Annotated in this window: 1 pseudogene; it reads left to right on the forward strand. The window is 62.1% G+C overall.

From position 1 onward, the window contains the following. Positions 1 to 39: 39 nt before the first annotated feature. Positions 40 to 422, forward strand: a pseudogene (locus tag E0L35_RS25700) (hypothetical protein); the annotation flags it as partial.

Here is a 422-nt window from a genome sequence, read left to right on the forward strand (position 1 = left end):
TCACTGCAATGCGCCACGTGCGCCGGGAGGGCTGACGCCATGGTGGAAACCATCGGAACCCCCTGGATGTGGGCCGGCTTCGGCCTGTTCGTCGTCGTGGCGATCGCCATCGATCTGCTGGTCATGGAGCGCCAGGGCGCGCACAAGGTGACCATGAAGGAAGCGCTCAAGTGGAGCGTGCTGTGGTTCTCGCTCGCGTTCGTGTTCGTCGCGATTCTCTGGTGGTACCTGGACGGCTCGCAGGGCCGGGAGGTGGCCAACACGGTATCGATGCAGTTCATCACCGGCTACCTGGTGGAGAAGAGTTTGTCGGTGGACAACATCTTCGTCTTCCTGATGATCTTCAGCTACTTCGCCGTGCCGGCGGAGTATCAGAAGCGGGCGCTGATCATCGGCATCATCGGCGCGATCGTGCTGCGCAC

Origin of the sequence: Halomonas sp. ATBC28 (assembly GCF_005937175.1) — a bacterium.
In the GTDB taxonomy this organism is placed as follows: Bacteria; Pseudomonadota; Gammaproteobacteria; order Pseudomonadales; family Halomonadaceae; genus Vreelandella; species Vreelandella titanicae.